At 72.3% G+C, this 14,866-nt stretch carries 13 protein-coding genes; 10 read left to right on the top strand and 3 right to left on the bottom strand.

Features of this window, described 5'->3' with window-relative positions; translation table 11 throughout:
* Positions 1-120: 120 nt before the first annotated feature.
* Both IE308_RS27745 and IE308_RS27740 read left to right on the top strand, forming a co-directional pair.
* Entirely contained in the window at positions 121-765 is a 645-nt protein-coding gene (locus tag IE308_RS27745; protein WP_110628753.1) for a TetR/AcrR family transcriptional regulator, read from the top strand.
* 162 nt (positions 766-927) lie between these two features.
* Positions 928-2,481: an MFS transporter gene (locus IE308_RS27740; RefSeq protein WP_190220017.1), complete on the top strand. Its 1,554-nt coding sequence runs from the start codon at positions 928-930 to the stop codon at positions 2,479-2,481.
* A 146-nt stretch (positions 2,482-2,627) separates the two neighbouring features.
* Here the strand turns inward: IE308_RS27740 and IE308_RS27735 are convergent, their stop codons facing one another.
* Positions 2,628-3,128, bottom strand: a complete 501-nt coding sequence (locus tag IE308_RS27735; RefSeq protein WP_190220016.1) for a MarR family winged helix-turn-helix transcriptional regulator — start codon at positions 3,126-3,128, stop codon at positions 2,628-2,630.
* 150 nt (positions 3,129-3,278) lie between these two features.
* Between IE308_RS27735 and IE308_RS27730 the strand changes: the two genes are divergently transcribed.
* Positions 3,279-4,091: a dioxygenase family protein gene (locus IE308_RS27730; protein WP_190220015.1), complete on the top strand. Its 813-nt coding sequence runs from the start codon at positions 3,279-3,281 to the stop codon at positions 4,089-4,091.
* Positions 4,092-4,180: 89 nt separating this feature from the next.
* Here the strand turns inward: IE308_RS27730 and IE308_RS27725 are convergent, their stop codons facing one another.
* On the bottom strand, positions 4,181-4,720 hold the full coding sequence (locus IE308_RS27725) for a GNAT family N-acetyltransferase (RefSeq protein WP_190220014.1): 540 nt from the start codon (positions 4,718-4,720) through the stop codon (positions 4,181-4,183).
* Positions 4,721-4,936: 216 nt separating this feature from the next.
* Here IE308_RS27725 and IE308_RS27720 point away from each other — a divergent pair, with 216 nt between their 5' ends.
* Both IE308_RS27720 and IE308_RS27715 read left to right on the top strand, forming a co-directional pair.
* The gene (locus IE308_RS27720; protein ID WP_190220013.1) at positions 4,937-5,935 is read left to right on the top strand and encodes a sigma-70 family RNA polymerase sigma factor; all 999 of its coding nucleotides are present in this window, start codon (positions 4,937-4,939) and stop codon (positions 5,933-5,935) included.
* A gap of 466 nt (positions 5,936-6,401) precedes the next feature.
* Positions 6,402-6,971, top strand: a complete 570-nt coding sequence (locus IE308_RS27715) for a TetR/AcrR family transcriptional regulator (RefSeq protein WP_190220209.1) — start codon at positions 6,402-6,404, stop codon at positions 6,969-6,971.
* Positions 6,972-7,489: 518 nt separating this feature from the next.
* Here the strand turns inward: IE308_RS27715 and IE308_RS27710 are convergent.
* A complete protein-coding gene (locus IE308_RS27710) occupies positions 7,490-8,455 on the bottom strand; it encodes a helix-turn-helix transcriptional regulator (protein ID WP_190220012.1) in 966 nt (321 codons plus the stop codon).
* 62 nt (positions 8,456-8,517) lie between these two features.
* Here IE308_RS27710 and IE308_RS27705 point away from each other — a divergent pair, with 62 nt between their 5' ends.
* From IE308_RS27705 to IE308_RS27685, 5 genes are all read left to right on the top strand, one after another.
* A complete protein-coding gene (locus IE308_RS27705; RefSeq protein WP_190220011.1) occupies positions 8,518-10,023 on the top strand; it encodes an MFS transporter in 1,506 nt (501 codons plus the stop codon).
* Between the two features lie 252 nt (positions 10,024-10,275).
* Entirely contained in the window at positions 10,276-11,037 is a 762-nt protein-coding gene (locus IE308_RS27700; RefSeq protein ID WP_110628746.1) for a DeoR/GlpR family DNA-binding transcription regulator, read from the top strand.
* Complete coding sequence (gene pfkB / locus IE308_RS27695) at positions 11,034-11,999, top strand: 1-phosphofructokinase (protein ID WP_190220010.1); 966 nt, start codon at positions 11,034-11,036, stop codon at positions 11,997-11,999. Before IE308_RS27700 ends, pfkB begins: the two co-directional genes overlap by 4 nt.
* A gap of 312 nt (positions 12,000-12,311) precedes the next feature.
* The gene (locus IE308_RS27690; protein WP_190220009.1) at positions 12,312-14,441 is read left to right on the top strand and encodes a PTS fructose transporter subunit IIABC; all 2,130 of its coding nucleotides are present in this window, start codon (positions 12,312-12,314) and stop codon (positions 14,439-14,441) included.
* 130 nt (positions 14,442-14,571) lie between these two features.
* Entirely contained in the window at positions 14,572-14,835 is a 264-nt protein-coding gene (locus tag IE308_RS27685) for a hypothetical protein (protein ID WP_190220008.1), read from the top strand.
* The last annotated feature ends 31 nt before the right edge of the window (positions 14,836-14,866 follow it).

The raw sequence follows: 14,866 nt of genomic DNA, 5'->3' as shown, positions 1-14,866 counted from the left end.
AAAGTCGGCGGCGGGGAAATAACCGGGGATCCGTTCCCCGTTTAGCCCTGTGTCCGCGCGAAACGGGGAACCCGTCCCCGGATAGCCGGCACCAGACGAGACGACGCCAAGGAGTACGCCGTGCAGACCGCCCTTCCCGTTCAGCGCAAGGCGACCCGGCCCCGCGCCGACGCCCTGCGCAACCGGGAGCGGATCGTCACCGCCGCCCGGGAGATGTTCGTCGAGCACGGCCCGGACGTGCCGCTCGACGAGATCGCCCGCCGGGCCGGCGTCGGCAACGCCACGGTCTACCGCAACTTCCCCGACCGCGACGCCCTCGTCCGCGAGGTCGTCTGCTCCGTCATGGACCGCACGACCGCCGCCGCCGAGGCCGCGCTCGCGGAGACGGGGGACGCCTTCGAGGCCCTGGAGCGCTTCGTGCACGCCACCGCCGACGAGCGGATCAGCGCGCTGTGCCCGATGATCCAGAGCACCTTCGACCAGCACCACCCGGACCTGGAGGCGTCCCGCCTGCGGTGCGAGCAGCTGGTCGTGGCGCTGATGGACCGCGCCAAGGCGGCCGGGCAGCTCCGGCCCGACGTGGGCGTCGGCGACGTCATGATCGCCATCGCCCAGCTCAGCAGGCCCCCGGCGGGCACGCCGTGCTTCCGCGTCGACGACTTCGTCCACCGCCATCTGCAGCTGTTCCTCGACGGGCTGCGGGCCCCCGCCCGCTCCGCCCTGCCGGGTACGGCCCTGACCATGGAGGACCTGCGCAAGGCCTGAACGATCAGCCCTGACCGATGAGTCCGGGGCTCCGCCGCAGTCCTACTGCCTACGACCGACCGGTCTCCCTTCACCGGCCGTCGCCCGCGTGACACGCACGTACGACCGCCGTCCCCTTACGACACCTTTTTTCCGTCACAGAGTCCCGAAGTGGGTACCCCCATGTCTCAAGCAGCCTCCAAGGCTCCCGGCGCACCGGCCGCATCCGGTTCCGGTGACCCCAACCGCTGGAAGGCGCTCGCGTTCATCGCGCTCGCCCAGCTGATGGTCGTCCTCGACGCCACCATCGTGAACATCGCCCTGCCCTCCGCCCAGCAGGACCTCGGCATATCCGACGGCAACCGGCAGTGGGTCGTCACGGCCTACGCCCTCGCCTTCGGTGGCCTGCTGCTCTTCGGTGGGCGCATCGCCGACCTGTGGGGCCGCAAGCGGGCCTTCGTCACCGGCCTGGCGGGCTTCGCCTTCGCCTCCGCGCTCGGCGGTGCCGCCGCCAACGAGGCGATGATGTTCGGTGCCCGCGCCCTGCAGGGCGTGTTCGGCGCGCTGCTCGCACCGGCCGCGCTGTCGCTGCTGGCCGTCATGTTCACCGACGCCAAGGAGCGCGCCAAGGCGTTCGGCATCTACGGTGCCATCGCCGGTGGCGGCGGCGCCGTCGGCCTGATCCTCGGCGGCTTCCTCACCGAGTACCTGGACTGGCGCTGGACGTTCTTCGTGAACATCCCGTTCGCCATCGTCGCCGCGCTGGGCGCGTACTTCGTCATCCGTGAGCCGGAGGGCGGCCGCAACCGCAACCCGCTCGACATCCCCGGCGTGCTGCTGTCCACCCTCGGTCTGGTCTCCCTGGTCTACGGCTTCACCCGCGCCGAGTCCGAGGGCTGGAGCGACTCCCTGACGATCGGCATGTTCGTCGCCTCCGGCGTCCTGCTGCTCGCCTTCGTCCTGGTCGAGGCCAAGGTCAAGACCCCGCTGCTGCCGCTGCGCGTGGTCACCGAGCGCAACCGCGGCGGTGTCTACCTCTCGCTGGGCCTCGCCATCATCGCGATGTTCGGCCTGTTCCTCTTCCTGACCTACTACCTCCAGGTCGTGAAGGGCTACTCGCCGGTCAAGACCGGCTTCGCCTTCCTGCCGATGATCGCGGGCATGATCACGGGCTCGACCCAGATCGGCACCCGGCTGATGACGCGGGTCGCGCCCCGGCTGCTGATGGGCCCGGGCTTCCTGGTCGCCGCACTCGGCATGCTGCTGCTGACCCAGCTGGAGATCGGTTCCTCCTACGCCACCCTGCTGCTGCCGGCGATGGTCCTGCTCGGCCTCGGCATGGGCACGGCGTTCATGCCGGCGATGTCCCTGGCCACGCTGGGCGTGCAGCCCCGGGACGCCGGTGTCGCCTCCGCGATGGTCAACACCTCGCAGCAGGTCGGCGGCGCCATCGGTACGGCCCTGCTGAACACGATCGCCGCGTCCGCGACGACGTCGTACATCAAGGACCACATCGCCTCCGCCGGGTCCCGGCCGCAGCAGCAGCTGGTCCAGCTGGAGGGCATGGTGCACGGCTACACCAGCGCCATCTGGTTCGCCGTGGGCATCCTGGTCGCGGCCGCCGCGATCGCCGTCACCCTCATCAACGCCGGCCGCCCGAACATGGGCACCGTGGCCGGCTCCGGCCAGGGCGAGGGCGCCGAGGACGAGGTGCCGGTGCCGGTGGTCGCCCACTGACGGCGCCCCTCCGGGCACCTCGGAGGCTGTCCGGCCGTACCCCTTCGGTTCGTCCGTGCGTACGGGGAAGGGGACGCCTCGTACGCACGGTCCCGGGATCGCAGGCGCGGTCCCGGGGCCTGCCCCGGCTCCGCTGAGTGAGCGGCTCAGCGGAGCCAGGGCAGGTCCGCACCCGCTTCGTCGGGCTGCAGGCCCTCGGCGACGATCTGCATGATCTCGCCGAGGGCCTTCTGCTGTTCGGAGCTGAGCCGGTCGAACATCGCCTGCCGTACGGCGCTCACATGGCCGGGCGCGGTGCGGCGCAGCACCTCGTAGCCCTCGTCGGTCAGCACCGCGAACTGGCCCCGCTTGTCGGACGGGCAGTCCTCGCGGCGCACCCAGCCGTTCTTCTCCAGGCGGGCGATCGCGTGGGAGAGCCGGGACCGGGTGATCTTCGCCTGCATGGCCAGCTCGGTCATCCGCAGCCGGCGGCGCGGTGCCTCGGCGAGCCCGACGAGCAGGCCGTAGTAGATGTGCGGCATGCCGGCGTCCCGCTGGAGCTGGCGGTCGAGGTGGTCCTCCATGAGGGTGGTGGCGTGCAGGTAGGCGCGCCAGACGCGCTGCTCCTCGTCGGTCAGCCAGCGCGGTTGGTCGGGTGCCGTGTTCATGCACTCCACTCTACGAGAAGCATTCTTGAACTTTAAACAAACGGGGCGTAGGGTGAGGGCTGTAGTTGTTTTAGATTTCAAGCAGTCTTGGATTCCAAGCGGTCCGAAGCAGTCCGAGGCAGTCCGAGCAGTCCGGAGGGAGTCGCCGTCATGACCGTCACCGAGGACCACCGCACGGTGCCGGAGCGCATGCCCGCGCTCTATCTCAGCCACGGCGCGCCGCCCCTCGCGGACGACCCCGTCTGGCCCGGCCAGCTCGCCGCCTGGGCAGCCCGGCTGCCCCGCCCCAAGGCCGTCCTCATGGTCTCCGCCCACTGGGAGGAGGCCCCGCTCGCGCTCGGCGCGGTGGTGACCGTGCCGCTGGTCTACGACTTCTGGGGCTTCCCCGAGCACTACTACCGGGTCCGCTACCCCGCCCCCGGCGCCCCCGCGCTCGCCGAGTCCGTGCGCAAGCTGCTGCGCGCCCCCGGCACACCCGTCCAGGACATCCCGGACCGCGGGCTCGACCACGGGGCGTACGTACCGCTGGTCGAGATGTTCCCCGAGGCCGACATCCCCGTCCTCCAGGTCTCCATGCCCACCCTCGACCCCGTCCGGCTCATGGAGATCGGCCGCCGCCTCGCGCCCCTGCGCGACGAGGGCGTGCTGATCGTCGGCTCCGGCTTCTTCACCCACAACCTCGCCGCACTGCGGCACGCGGGCGGGGTGCCGGGCTGGTCCGCCGAGTTCGACGACTGGGGGCGGCGGGCGCTGGAGGGCGCCGACGTCGACGCGCTGCTCGACTTCACCCACAAGTCGCCGGCGGGGCGGCTCGCCCATCCCCGTACCGAGCACTTCGCACCGCTCTTCGTGACGATGGGCGCGGCGGACGCGGCCGGCGAGCTGGGGGAGCGGAAGTCCGTGCGGTCCGTGATCGACGGGTTCTGGATGGGGCTGGCCAAGCGGTCGGTGCAGTTCGGCTGAGGCGGGCCCGCGGGGGTGGGGGCGGGGGCGGGTGCCGAGTTCGGTGTCGGGTGCGGTGCCGGGTGCGGTGTCAGGGTGCGGTTGAGCGCCTAGAGGTCCTTCTCGTACCAGGACACGTCCCAGTACCGGTCGAACTTGCGGCCCACCTCGCGGTACGTGCCTACGTAGCGGAAGCCGAAGCGCTCGTGCAGGCGGGCGCTGGCCTCGTTCGGCTGGGCGATGCCCGCGTAGGCGCGGTGCACGTCCTCCCCGGCCAGGGCCTCGAAGAGGGCCTTGTACAGCAGCGTGCCGATGCCGCGGCGGCCGGCGTCCGGGCGGAGGTAGACGGAGACCTCCACCGAGGTCGCGTACGCGGGCTTGGCGCGGAACGGGCTGGACGTGGCGTACCCGAGGATCTCCTGTGACTCCTGTGAGTTCCCTGTGGGAGCCGCCTGCGTGGCAACCATCAGGCGGTACGGGCCGTCTTCCGGGTGGGAGAGCAGCCAAGGGCGGCGCTCTTCCGGGGAGAAGGCGGCGGTGTCGAATGTGATGGCCGTCTCACGTACGTAGTGGTTGTAGATGTCCGTGAGGGCCTCCAGGTCACTCTCGACCCCCGGCCTGACCTGCACCTCTGCGGAATCCCTGGGCATCACGCCTCCTCGTGTGGCCGGACAGGGTACTGCATGATCAGAAAAATCGGGGGGCGGGTTGGGAATTCTGTCCGGATTCCAGTCGTTGTTTCCATCGGATGCAGGGCACCCGAGGAGAGTCCTGACAGGGCTTGAGGCCGAGCTCAAGGGGGAGCTCGGGAAAGTGCGCGGCGTCCGTTGGACCACCCGCTGAGCCACCATCGCAAAGGAGCACGCATGGCCACCCGTGCCGTCGCCCGTCGTCAGTCCGCCACCGGCGAGACGGCCGACGCGGCAAGCAGTGTTCGCGCCCACGGCGGCGACATCGCCGACCGCGATCTGGTCGGCATGTACCTCGACGAGATCGCGCGGACACCGCTGCTCGACGCCGCCAAGGAGGTCGAGCTGTCCCAGATGATCGAGGCGGGTGTGTTCGCGCGGCAGGTCCTCGACGGGTACGAGGAGTCGAAGGCGGACGCCACCCGTGAGGAGCTGGAGGCCCTGGTCGCCGAGGGCGAGCGGGCCAAGGACGTCTTCATCCGCTCCAACCTGCGCCTGGTCGTCGCGGTCGCCCGCCGCTACCCCCGCAGCGGCCTGCCGCTGCTGGACCTGATCCAGGAGGGCAACGCCGGCCTGGTCCGCGCGGTCGAGAAGTTCGACTACCGCAAGGGCTTCAAGTTCTCCACGTACGCCACGTGGTGGATCCGGCAGGCCATCACCCGCTCGATCGCCGATCAGTCCCGCACCATCCGGCTGCCCGTCCACCTGGTGGAGGAGCTGGGCCGCATCCGCCGCGTCCAGCGCGAGTTCAACCGGGAGAACGGCCGCGACCCGGAGCCGGCCGAGATCGCCGCGGAGCTGGGCTCCACGCCGGAGCGCGTCACCGACGTGCTCGACTGGGCGCGCGACCCGGTCTCGCTGAACATGTCGGTCGACGACGAGGGCGAGACGCAGTTCGGCGACCTGCTGGAGGACACGTCCGCGGTCTCCCCCGAGCAGTCGGTCCTGACCCTGCTGCGCAGCGAGGAGCTGGACGACCTCATCGGCCGTCTCGACCAGCGCACGGCGTCCATCATCAAGATGCGGTACGGCATCGACGACGGGCGCGAGCGGACGCTGACCGAGGTCGGCAAGGAGCACGGGCTCACGCGTGAGCGGATCCGGCAGATCGAGAAGCATGCGCTGCTCGAACTGAAGAAGCTGGCGCGGGACACCGGGTTCGACGCGGCCGCGTAGTCCGAAACGTGGCGTCGTCGCGTCGCTTTGATGGGGCACGCCGGGGGAACAAGACTTCTGGGAACGGGAGTTCGGTCGTAGAGTCTGATCGACCGGGCGCCCTTTCCCGCCCGGACCACAGCCAAGTCCCGACGCACTCCCCCCGGTGCCGGGACTTTCCCCGAGCCGGGCTTCGGCACCTCCCCCCGGTGCCGGGGCCCGGCTCCTTCTTTTGGCGGGTTGCGGGTGCCGGGTGCCGGGTGCCGGGGTGCCGGGTGCGTGGATCCGGTTGTTCTCTGCCGGTTGCCGGTTGCCGGTTGCCGGTTGCTGTCTGCCGTGGGCCACCCCGTACCTGAACCACGGGGTGGCCCACGAATGGCAGATTGTGCCACACCGGCATAACCTGCCGGACGTGAGCACCACCCCAGCGCGCAGTACGTCTCCGTCCCCCGGTTCGCTGACCGAGCGGCGCAAGGAGGCGACCCGGATGGAGATCGCCCGCGCCGCGGCGCGGCTGTTCGTCACGCACGGCCTGCGGGGTACGCGGGCCGAGGACATCGCCCAGGCGGCGGGGGTCGCGCCGCGGACGTTCTACCGCTACTTCGCCGCGAAGGAGGAGGCTGTCGCGCCCCTCTACGCCGTGGGGGCGCGACGCTGGACGGAGGCGGTGCGGTCGGCGCCGGAGGAGCTGGGGCTGCCGGAGGCGCTGGAGCATGCGGTGCGGCACACACTCACGCCGGGGGGTGGGGTGTCGGCGGCGTCGTGGGAGTGGGTGCGGACGCTGGTGCGGCTGGCGGAGGCGAGTCCTGCGTTGCATCGGGTGTGGGCCGAGACGTGCCTTGTGGCGGAGGGGGAGCTGGCGGAGGTGTTGGCGGAGCGGCTCGACAACGTTGCCCCCGGGCCCGGGGTTCGGTTTGCGGCGGCTGTGGTGGGGGCGGCGGTGCGGGTTGCTGTGGAGGAGTGGGCGGTGGGGGAGGGGGTGGGTGACGGGCCGGTGGAGGCGGCGGTGCGGAACCTTGAGGCGGTGCGGGGGTTCTTGTCGGGGGGTCTGGAGTAGGCCGTGTGCGGGTGGGTGGGTGGTTGCTCGCGCAGTTCCCCGCGCCCCTATATGCCTGCGGCGGCCCGTTTCTGTGGGTGGGTGGCTGGTGTAGCGCGTTGTGCTGGTGGGTGGGTCGGGGCCGCGCCGGGGGGTATCCGTCCTCGGTGCGCCGCTGGGTACGGTCAAATTCGTGCCGCTTCTTTGCGGCGCCCGCTGCGGGCGGACACCCCCCGACACGTCCCCTGCTCGCCGTACGCGTCTACCGGCCGCCGTGACCGCGGCAGGGCCGCCCCGCTGGGGTAGCGGGCAGCCGCGCCGCTGAGCCGGCGCCCACCCGGCAGCGGCCGCCAGTCCGCTTAGCTGCGGGCAGCCGCACCCCCGAAGCGCCCCTCTGGCCTAGCTGCGGGCAGTCGTGCCGCTGGGGCGGCACGGGTGGGCGCAGCGGCACCCCGTAGCGCCGGGTCGCGCGGCCCGCCCCCGCCCGGCTGCAGCGCCGGGTGCCTAAGAGGGTGAAGTTCAGCGGGCCGGTCGTAGGGTCAGGTCGCCGCGGCCCGCGTAAGGCGCATCCCCAGTTGGCGGACGCAGTTCGTCAGCTCGGTCGGCTCGCGTACCTGGAAGTCGATGCCCAGCATCGCCAGGCGGACCGCGAGCCATTCCACCGGGTCGGACACCTCGGCGCGCAGCCGGCAGCCGCCGTCGGGCAGGGGCTCGGGGGTGCCCAGCCAGTGGGGGAGCCGGCCCGCGACCGTCTCCGTCGGGGCGGTGAAGTCCACCTCGAAGGTGTATGACGACTGCTGTCGGTGCATCGAGCGCCGCAGGAACTCCGCCGCGCTCCCCGTCGGCAGCTCCCGCGGAGCGAACCGCAGACCCGTGGCGAACGGCTCGCTGACCCGGTCCACGCGGAACGTCCGCCAGTCGGCCCGGTCGAGGTCGTAGGCGACGAGGTACCAGCGGCGCCCCGTCGACACCAGCCGGTACGGCTCGCACACGCGCCGCGACTCGGCCCCGTCCGCCGCCCGGTAGGCGAACCGCAGCCGCTCGTGCCCGGCCACCGCCGAGGCGATCACGGTGAGTGTCTCGGGTGCGATGCTGGGGCCGTCCCCGCTGGTCAGGGGGGTCGTGGCGGCCTGGAGGGTGCTCACCCGGTGGCGTAGGCGAGACGGCAGGACCTGTTCGAGTTTGGCCAGCGCGCGGACGGACGCCTCGTCGACGCCCTCCACCGCGTGCCCCGCACCGGCCCGCAGCCCCACCGCGATGGCGACCGCCTCCTCGTCGTCGAGGACGAGCGGCGGCATCGCCTTGCCGGCGACGAGCCGGTAGCCGCCGTCGGCGCCCATCGTGGCCTGCACGGGATAGCCGAGGTCGCGCAGGCGGTCGATGTCCCGCCGTACCGTGCGCCGGGACACCCCCAGCCGCTCGGCCAGTTCGCCGCCGGGCCACTCGCGGGGCGTCTGGAGGAGGGAGAGCAACTGGAGGAGACGTGCCGGGGTGTCGGTTGTCATGGAGGTCAGGATGCCGCAGAAGTAGGACCTGTTCTGACCTACTTGGGGTCTAGGTTCATGGCATGACCTCAACCGAGACCTCAGCCGCCGTACAGGCCGACCGGCGCCGCTGGTTCGCTCTGGCGATCGTGATGACCGCGGCCTTCATGGACCTCGTCGACGTGACCATCGTCAATATCGCCATCCCCTCCATACAGGAGGAGGCCGGCGCGACCTTCAGTCAGATCCAGTGGATCACCGCCGGCTATGCCCTCGCCTTCGCCGCCGGTCTCATCACCGGTGGGCGGCTGGGTGACATCCACGGGCGCAAGCGGCTCTTCCTCGTGGGTATCGGCGGTTTCACGCTGGCCTCGGCGCTGTGCGGCTTCGCCGCCAACCCCGAGATGCTGGTCGCCGCCCGCATCCTCCAGGGCGCCATGGCGGCGATGATGGTGCCGCAGGTGCTGTCGATCGTGCACGCCACCTTCCCGGCGCACGAGCGCGGCAAGGTCTTCGGGCTCTTCGGCGCCATCGTCGGGCTGGGCGCGGTGTCCGGGCCGCTGCTGGGCGCCCTGCTGACGGAGTGGGACCTGTTCGGGCTGGCCTGGCGGCCGATCTTCCTGATCAACCTGCCCGTGGGCATCGCCGGTCTGATCCTCGGCAGCCGCTTCATCACCGAGTCCAAGGCGCCGCGCGCGCTGAAGCTGGACCTCGTCGGCGTCGCCCTGGTGACGCTCGGTCTGCTCATGCTGCTGTACCCGCTGACCCGCGGCCGCGAGCTGGGCTGGCCGCTGTGGGGGTACCTCTCGATGGCCGGTGCGCTCGTGGTGTTCGGGGCGCTGGTGGTGTACGAGCGGCGCAAGGGCGCGCGGGACGGCTCCCCGCTCGTCGAGCTGTCGCTGTTCCGCGTGAAGAGCTTCGCCGCCGGTATCGCCGTACAGACCGTCTTCGGTGTCGCCCTCGGCGTGTTCTTCCTGGTGTGGACGCTGTACATGCAGGTCGGGCTCGGCTGGACGCCGCTGCGCGCCGGGCTGACCGGGGTGCCGTTCTCGATCGCCGTCTCGACGGCGGCCGGGCTGTCCGTGCAGAAGCTGGTCCCGCGTTTCGGCCGCGGGGTGCTCCAGGCCGGCGCGCTGGTCATGGCCGCGGGCGTGCTGATCTACATCTGGGAGGCCCACCGCTACGGCCTGTCCATCGCCTCCTGGCAGATGGCGCTGCCGCTGGTCGTGATGGGCGTGGGCATGGGCCTGATCGTCGCCCCGCTGACGGACGCGGTGCTCTCGGAGGTGCCGCGTGAGCACTCCGGCTCGGCGTCCGGGCTCATCAACACCGTGCAGCAGATGGGCAACGCGCTCGGCCTGGGTCTGGTGTCCGTGGTGTTCTTCGGCGAGATCGGTGACCGGCTGACCGCGCAGCAGGTCGGGCCCGCCTTCGTCAACGCCTTCCAGCACGCGCTCGGCTGGGTCGCCGCCCTCATGGCCGGCATCTTCCTGCTGATGTTCGCCCTGCCGCGTCGCCCGGCGCAGCACGTGGAGGGTGGGGCGGAGGCCCCGGTGGCCCAGGCCAAGGAGCCGGAGCTGGTGCCCTGAGGCCGCCCGCGCGGCGGCGAGGTCTTCCGCGCTGAGGTGAGAGAGGTCCTGCGTCCCTGGGGCGCGGGGCCTCTCTGTTTGTCCGCCTCACCTGTCTCACCTGTCTTTCCTGTCTGTTTCTGGGTCCGATCATGCCCGGATTGCGCCCGAACCTGTTTACTTTCCCGAAAACCGGGCGTAGCCTCACGAGCGAAACCACAAGTTCGGGCATGATCCGGATGTGGTCGGACATCAAGGTGGAGGCGAACGGACATGTACGCACCGGAGCGGCAGCAGGAGATCCTCCGGCTCGCCCGTGACGGCGGCCGGGTGGACGTCGTGTCGCTGGCCGAGGAGTTCCAGGTGACGGCGGAGACCATCCGCCGCGATCTGAAGGCCCTCGACCGGGCCGGCCTGGTGCGTCGCGTGCACGGCGGCGCCATCCCCGTCGGGCGCCTCGACTTCGAGCCGGACCTCGCCGAACGCGAGGGCACCGCCGCCGACGAGAAGGACCGCATCGCCAAGGCCGCCGTCGCGGAACTGCCGGTCGAGGGCACCCTCGTCCTCGACGCCGGTACGACGGTCGCCCGGCTGGCCGCCGCCATACCGCTGGAGGCCTCCCTCACCGTCGTCACCCACAGCCTGCCGATCGCCGCCCGCCTCGCGGACCACCCCGGCATCCAGCTCCACCTCGTCGGGGGGCGCGTACGGCACCGTACGCGCGCCGCCGTGGACGCCTGGGCGCTGCGGGCGTACGGCGAGATCCGCGCCGACGTGCTGTTCGTGGCCGCCAACGGGTTCTCCGCCGAGCACGGTCTGACCACCCCCGACCTCGCCGAGGCCGCCGTCAAGCGGGCGGCCGTGGCCGCCGCGCGGCGTGTGGTGCTGCTCGCCGACTCCTCCAAGCACGGCCAGGAGCACTTCGCCCGCTTCGGCGACCTCGGCGACGTGGACCTGCTGATCACCGACAGCGGGCTGAGCAACGAAGACGCCGCCGCCATCGAGCGCGTCGGCACGGAAGTAGTGCGCGCATGATCCTCACCGTCACCCCCAACCCGTCCCTGGACCGCACCTACGAGGTCCAGGCGCTCAAGCGCGGCGAGGTCATCCGCGCCGAGACGGAGCGCATGGACCCGGGCGGCAAGGGTGTCAACGTCTCGCGCGCGGTGGCCGCCGCCGGACGGCGCACGGTCGCCGTCCTGCCCCTGGGTGGTGCGCCGGGCGCGCTCCTCGCCGATCTGCTCGACGCGCAGGGCATCGAGGTCGCCCCGGTCCCCGTCTACGGCGCCACCCGCTCCAACATCGCGCTCGCCGAGGCGGACGGGGTCCTCACGAAGATCAACGCGCCGGGGCCGCAGCTGTCGGCCGCGGAGCAGGAGCTGCTCCTGGAGACCGTACGGGAGCAGTCGCGCGACGCCGACTGGATCGCCTGCTGCGGAAGCCTGCCCCGGGGGCTCGCGCCCTCCTGGTACGCCGATGTCGTCACCCGGGCGCACGCCGGCGGCGCGCAGATCGCCCTGGACGCCTCGGGGCGTGCGCTGCTGGAGGCGCTGCGCGCCCGGCCCGACGTGGTGAAGCCGAACGCCGAGGAACTCGCGGAGGCCGTCGCGCGGCCCCTGGTCACCGTGGGCGACGCACTGAAGGCGGCCGAGGAACTGCGCGGGATGGGTGCGGGCGCCGTGCTCGCCAGCCTGGGCGCCGACGGGCAGCTGCTCGTCGACGACGCGGGCGCCTGGTTCGGCAGCGCGCACGTCGACGCCGTCCGCAGCAACGTCGGCGCCGGTGACTCCTCCCTCGCCGGCTTCCTCATCGCCGGCGGCAGCGGCCCCGAGGCCCTGGCCTCCGCCGTCGCCCACGGCGCCGCGGCCGTCCAGCTGCCCGGCAGCGTCATGCCGACCCCGGCCGACCTGGACCCCTCGGCGGTGAGCGTCACGGCCGACGTACCGGTCGACCGCCTCCTGACCGAGCCGGTGCTTCTGACGGAGCCGGTGTCATGACTCCCCGCGTGGCGGAGGCCCCGTCGTTGCCGGTCGAACGGTCGGCCCCGAGTCCCTGGGTGTCCTTGACCCACCGGTGGTCCCTGGTCCCCGCGCACCGGATGTCCCCGGCGCGGCGACGCTTCTCCCCGTTACTCGCCGCCCGTGAGCGGTGGCGGACCCATCCCGACCCGTCCGCCGCCCGGGGGAGGCGGGGCTTCCCCGGCCCCGTGCCCGTCTCCCCCGCCCGCACCCCCGCAGCCCCCCACCGCACCCCCGTCCCCACTGCGCCCACCCCTCCTCCCGGGCGATACGCGAGCTAAGGAGCCCGCGATGAGCGACATGATCACCGCGGAACTGGTCGACCTCGACCTGTCCGCCGACACCAAGGAAGCCGCGGCCCGCGCCCTCGCCGAGCGCATGGTCGCCCTCGGCCGGGTGACCGACCTCGACGGCTTCCTCGCCGACGTGGCGGCCCGTGAGGCGCAGATGCCCACCGGCCTCGACGGCGGCATCGGCATCCCGCACTGCCGCAGCGCCCATGTCACCGAGCCGACGCTCGCCTTCGGGCGCAGCGCCGCCGGGATCGACTTCGGTGCCGCGGACGGCCCCGCCGACCTGATCTTCCTGATCGCCGCCCCGGCCGGCGCCGACGACGCCCACCTGACGATCCTGTCCTCCCTCGCCCGCCAGCTGATGGACGCCGACTTCACCGCCGCTCTGCGCGCCGCGGACGACGCGGAGGCCACGGCGGCGCTGATCCGGGGCGAGGACGCCGGCGCCGCCGCCCGGGGCGCGGACGGCAGCGCATCCGCCCGGGGCGCGGACCGTGACGCGGGGTCAGGTGCCGCCGCGTCCACCCCCCAGGACTCCGCTGCGGCGTCGGTGGCGGCCTCCGCCGGCGCCGCAGCGGGCACGACCGCCCCGGTGCCGGGGGCCGACGGCGGCGCGGGCGGGCGTCCGTTCCGTATCGTCGCCGTCACCTCCTGCCCGACCGGCATCGCCCACACGTACATGGCCGCCGAGTCCCTGGAGAACGCGGGCCGTGACGCGGGTGTCGAGGTCGTCGTCGAGACGCAGGGCTCGGCCGGGTTCACTCGGCTCGACCCCGCGGTCGTCGCGGCGGCGGACGCGGTGATCTTCGCGCACGACGTGCCCGTCCGCGACAAGGACCGCTTCGCGGGCAAGCCGACCGTCGACGTCGGGGTGAAGGCGGGCATCAACCGGCCCGCCGAACTCATCGCCGAGGCCCGCGAGAAGGCCGCGCGCGGCGAGGTGACCGGGACGGCGGCCGGCTCGGGCACGCCGGTGGAGCGCGCCGGGGACTCCGGCGAGGGCTACGGCACCAAGCTCCGCAAGTGGCTCATGTCCGGCGTCAGCTACATGGTCCCGTTCGTCGCCGCGGGCGGTCTGCTGATCGCGCTCGGGTTCGCGATCGGCGGCTACAAGATCAACAAGGCGCCGTCGGTGATGGACCACTTCGTGTGGAGCCAGGCCGACAGCTGGGGAGCCCTGCTGTTCCAGATCGGCGTGGTGTCCTTCGGGTTCCTGGTCCCCGTCCTCGCCGGCTACATCGCGTACGGCATGGCCGACCGGCCCGGTCTCGTCCCCGGCTTCGTGGGCGGCGCGATCTCGGTGACCATCAACGCCGGGTTCCTCGGCGGCCTCGCGGCGGGTCTGATCGCCGGCGGCGTGGTGATGGCGATCCAGAAGGTGAACATCCCGGCGTCGTTGCGCGGCATCATGCCGGTGGTGGTGATCCCGCTGATCTCCTCGGCGATCGTCGGGTTCCTGATGTTCGTGGTCATCGGCAAGCCCATCGCCGAGGCGCAGAAGGGCCTGACCGACTGGCTCAACAGCCTCACCGGCACCAACGCCGTCCTCCTCGGCGCCCTCCTCGGCCTGATGATGTGCTTCGACCTCGGCGGCCCCGTCAACAAGGTCGCGTACACCTTCGCCACCGCGGGCATCGCCGTCGCCAGCCCCAGCGACTCCGCGATGAAGATCATGGCCGCGGTCATGGCCGCCGGCATGGTCCCGCCGCTGGCGATGGCCCTGGCCACGACCGTCCGCGGCAGGCTGTTCACCCGGGCCGAGCGGGAGAACGGCAAGGCCGCCTGGGTGCTGGGTGCCTCCTTCATCTCCGAGGGCGCCATCCCGTTCGCCGCGGCCGACCCGCTGCGGGTCATCCCCGCGTCCATGGTGGGCGGCGCGATCACCGGCGCGTTGTCGATGGCCTTCGGCGCCACGCTGCGCGCCCCGCACGGCGGCATCTTCGTGGTCCCGCTGATCGGCAACCCGCTGCTGTACCTGCTCGCCATCGCCGTCGGCGTGTGCGTCACCGCGGGGCTGGTCGTCGTCCTGAAGGGGCTGCGCAAGCCGGCCACGGCCGGTGCGGCCGCCGGTTCGCCGGAGGGCGGGTCCGCCGCCGCGGCGGAGCCGAAGCAGCCGGTGGCGGCGTGATCGCCTCTGCACCCTTTGCGGGAAGGTGAGTTGTTCACGCGCTCTGTGCGGGATTGAGGGGCACCGCGCACCCTGCGAGATTCGTCACGGTCCGGGGCCGAAGTCCCGGACCGTGGTGTCTACTGGAGTCATGCCCGAGCATCTCTCGACCCTTCAGCTGGTGGGGGCGGCCGTCCTCACCCTGGCCGGCGTCGCCTGGCTGATCGGTATGACCCGCATGCTGCGCAGCGCCCGCCTCGAGGCCGCGACCGGGCGTTCGGCCGTCGTCACCCCGCTGTCGGCTCTGCCCGGACCGCGCGAGACCGGGCCGCGCCGCGAGACCGTCGAACTGACCCCGGCCGAGCAGGCCGCCTTCGCGGGCCTGGTACGACAGCTTAGCGACGACGGCCGCTGAGGGATTACGTCCCGGCAGACGCACGCCCCCG

Source organism: Streptomyces griseosporeus (assembly GCF_014656055.1).
Lineage (GTDB): Bacteria > Actinomycetota > Actinomycetes > Streptomycetales > Streptomycetaceae > Streptomyces > Streptomyces griseosporeus.
This window is presented reverse-complemented; position numbering and strand designations above follow the sequence as displayed.

Coding starts and splice junctions, on each gene's coding strand:
- IE308_RS27740 (WP_190220017.1), top strand. CDS start 928: ATGTCTCAAGCAGCCTCCAAGGCTCCCGGCGCACCGGCCGCATCCGGT.
- IE308_RS27735 (WP_190220016.1), bottom strand. CDS start 3,128: ATGAACACGGCACCCGACCAACCGCGCTGGCTGACCGACGAGGAGCAG.
- IE308_RS27730 (WP_190220015.1), top strand. CDS start 3,279: ATGACCGTCACCGAGGACCACCGCACGGTGCCGGAGCGCATGCCCGCG.
- IE308_RS27725 (WP_190220014.1), bottom strand. CDS start 4,720: ATGCCCAGGGATTCCGCAGAGGTGCAGGTCAGGCCGGGGGTCGAGAGT.
- IE308_RS27720 (WP_190220013.1), top strand. CDS start 4,937: ATGGCCACCCGTGCCGTCGCCCGTCGTCAGTCCGCCACCGGCGAGACG.
- IE308_RS27715 (WP_190220209.1), top strand. CDS start 6,402: ATGGAGATCGCCCGCGCCGCGGCGCGGCTGTTCGTCACGCACGGCCTG.
- IE308_RS27710 (WP_190220012.1), bottom strand. CDS start 8,455: ATGACAACCGACACCCCGGCACGTCTCCTCCAGTTGCTCTCCCTCCTC.
- IE308_RS27705 (WP_190220011.1), top strand. CDS start 8,518: ATGACCTCAACCGAGACCTCAGCCGCCGTACAGGCCGACCGGCGCCGC.
- IE308_RS27700 (WP_110628746.1), top strand. CDS start 10,276: ATGTACGCACCGGAGCGGCAGCAGGAGATCCTCCGGCTCGCCCGTGAC.
- pfkB (WP_190220010.1), top strand. CDS start 11,034: ATGATCCTCACCGTCACCCCCAACCCGTCCCTGGACCGCACCTACGAG.
- IE308_RS27690 (WP_190220009.1), top strand. CDS start 12,312: ATGAGCGACATGATCACCGCGGAACTGGTCGACCTCGACCTGTCCGCC.
- IE308_RS27685 (WP_190220008.1), top strand. CDS start 14,572: ATGCCCGAGCATCTCTCGACCCTTCAGCTGGTGGGGGCGGCCGTCCTC.